Below are 2121 nucleotides of genomic sequence, written 5' to 3' on the forward strand. Positions count from 1 at the left end.
GGCAAAGTCGATCTGGCAAATGAATCGGTCTACATCAGCAGAACCCTTTCCCGCGAGAATGTTTCCAGTTTAATGGGCCGGAATATGGCCGACAGCATGCGGTTATTATTAGGTGTCAGTGCCTTAATCGCGCTGACACTAATGCTGATTACCTGGCTGTTAATGCGCAGTATCTCAACCCCTGTGTCACGGCTGAATGCCTGGACCCAATCATTAACCCCTGAAAATCTCTCACAGCCAGCCCCGGACTTTCTGTATCCTGAACTGAATCAAATGGCGAAACTGATCCAAAACAGTCTGTCGTCCGTGCAACGCAGCCTGGATCGAGAACATCGATTCCTGCGTTATACCAGCCATGAATTACGTACGCCTATCAGTGTTATCCGTAATAATATCGAATTACAGTACAAAGTATTACAGCAGAATTCGTCCACATTGAATCCGATGCAGCGGGATATTGCCGATCGGATTGATCGTGCCAGTATTACCATGCAGCATCTCACCGAAACATTACTCTGGTTAAGCCGTGAGGATAATGAAAAGCTGCCGGAATCAGTGGTTGAAATTGATAAATTGCTGCTGGAAATCACTCAAGAGATGCGTTATCTGCTGCGTAATAAAACGGTTGAACTTATTGTGGAAACCCACCCATATCAATGTTCGCTAAGTGCCGTGGCGGCAAGAATTGTCTTGGGTAACCTGATCCGCAATGCCTTTCAGCATACCTGGGAAGGTCAGGTCATTATCAGCCAGCAAGGTCCACGGATCAGTATCGTCAATCGTCAGTTTGACGCTGATATGGATGTGGCTCCAACGGAACTGGGATTTGGTCTCGGTCTGCAACTTACCGCACAGTTAACCGAAAAACTCGGCTGGTATTATCAGAATATTGCCAACGAAAATGGCCATAATGTGATGCTGGATATCAGCCACCAACAAAGCAGCTAAGACTGTTGATTTGTGTATATATGCCACTGTTGTGACGATAAAAAATCAGCTGCTCCGTTTCAACTCAGAAACTGGCGATAAAACTGTACTGCTGTGCGGCCACTATGGCTGGCTCGTCGCATGGCAAATTGCTTAGCCTGCTCATGGAGCATTGCCTGATTCACATCTACATTTTCAAACAGAATATCCACCATCGCCAGATAGGTCTCCCAACTCGGTGGATAGAATGATAACCACAAGCCAAACCGATCTGACAGGGCTAACTTATCTTCCAGACTATCAGTGTAGTGAACTTCACCATCCACCACCCGGCTGGCCTGATTTTCGGCTTGTTGTTCCGGCATCAGATGCCGTCGGTTTGAAGTAGCATAAATTCTGACATGTTCCGGAGGTAACTCCAGGCCACCTTCCAACAGACTTTTAAGAGGCTTAAATCCTTCATCACCTGGTTCGAAGGACAAATCATCGCAGAAGATCACAAAACGGAATGGCCGATCTTCCAGATCATCAAGGATTTCCGGCAACCAGCCAAGCTCCGCCTTATCGATCTGCAACATACGTAATCCCTCACCAGCAAACTCGTTTAATAATGCTTTGATAAGTGAAGATTTACCGGTACCTCTGGCACCCCATAACAAAGCGTGATTACTGCTTTCACCGTTAACAAATCGACGGGTATTTTCAACCAGCTGCTGTTTTTGTTCCTCAATGCCGATGAGTTGATCCAACCGAATTGAGTCAAGCCGGGTAATCGCTTTGAGCTTCTGCGTATGGGCACGCCATACCGCAGCGTGAATTTGATGCCAATCCAGATTATTCATCTGCTGTGCTCCTGATACTGCATTGTTACGTGGATTTTAATACTATGATGGTGCCTGACTCTGATGAACGTCAACTGCTTAATTCAAATGCAATAGGCACTTTTACTTCCAATTGCTGCTGTGACATCTCAGCAGGAAAAGCCGGTAATGGTTGTGCCTTTTCCAGCATTTCCACCACTGCCTGATCCAGGCGCTGATATCCAGAGCTGGCATCAATACGTGAGGCTTTGATTTTGCCATCACGGTTGACGACAAAAAATAACTGCACCACACCCTGCTCTCCACGGCGTCTGGAAATGCTTGGATAACGCTTTTGCTCTGCCAGCGTTCTGGCGAGTAAATTGAAATAGGT

The 2121-nt window shown here is 46.6% G+C and carries 3 protein-coding genes; 1 reads left to right on the forward strand and 2 read right to left on the reverse strand.

Annotation, left to right across the window (positions count from 1 at the left end; all coding sequences use genetic code 11):
* Positions 1 to 948, forward strand: a 948-nt coding sequence (locus tag B3O33_RS03825; protein WP_292362982.1) for a sensor histidine kinase, incomplete at its 5' end; no start/stop codon positions are given.
* A 59-nt stretch (positions 949 to 1007) separates the two neighbouring features.
* On the opposite strand, the gene B3O33_RS03830 is transcribed toward B3O33_RS03825, so the two are convergent.
* Complete coding sequence (locus B3O33_RS03830; protein WP_292361670.1) at positions 1008 to 1769, reverse strand: ATP-binding protein; 762 nt, start codon at positions 1767 to 1769, stop codon at positions 1008 to 1010.
* Between the two features lie 70 nt (positions 1770 to 1839).
* Positions 1840 to 2121, reverse strand: a 282-nt coding sequence (locus B3O33_RS03835; protein WP_292362984.1) for an energy transducer TonB, incomplete at its 5' end; no start/stop codon positions are given.

Origin of the sequence: Methylophaga sp. UBA1464 (genome assembly GCF_002325665.1) — a bacterium.
GTDB lineage: Bacteria > Pseudomonadota > Gammaproteobacteria > Nitrosococcales > Methylophagaceae > Methylophaga.

Excerpts from the sequence above, each read along its gene's own strand:
- B3O33_RS03830 (WP_292361670.1), bottom strand. The coding sequence starts at position 1,769 with ATGAATAATCTGGATTGGCATCAAATTCACGCTGCGGTATGGCGTGCC.